Source organism: Gilvimarinus sp. 1_MG-2023 (assembly GCF_030548285.1).
Map to the genome: position 1 here is coordinate 1 of NZ_JAUOSC010001758.1, position 234 is coordinate 234.

The following is a 234-nucleotide window of genomic DNA, read 5'->3' on the forward strand; positions in this document are numbered from 1 at the left end:
TCTCCACACCATCTGGAGCTGGAGCTGACCGAATCCGCATTGATCGACGATATTGATTTCACCCTGTCGGTGTTGCACGAATTACGGGCGCTGGGCGTACGCATCTCGATTGATGATTTTGGGACTGGCTATTCGTCACTCAATTATCTGAAACAGTTTCCGGTTGATATTCTCAAGGTAGACCGCAGTTTTATCCAGAACCTGCCCACCAACCGTGATGATGCCCAGATTACC

1 protein-coding gene is annotated in these 234 nt (G+C 49.6%); it reads left to right on the forward strand.

Features of this window, described 5'->3' with window-relative positions:
• On the forward strand, positions 1 to 234 hold a 234-nt coding region (locus Q4563_RS22750), incomplete at both ends, for an EAL domain-containing protein (RefSeq protein WP_303606163.1).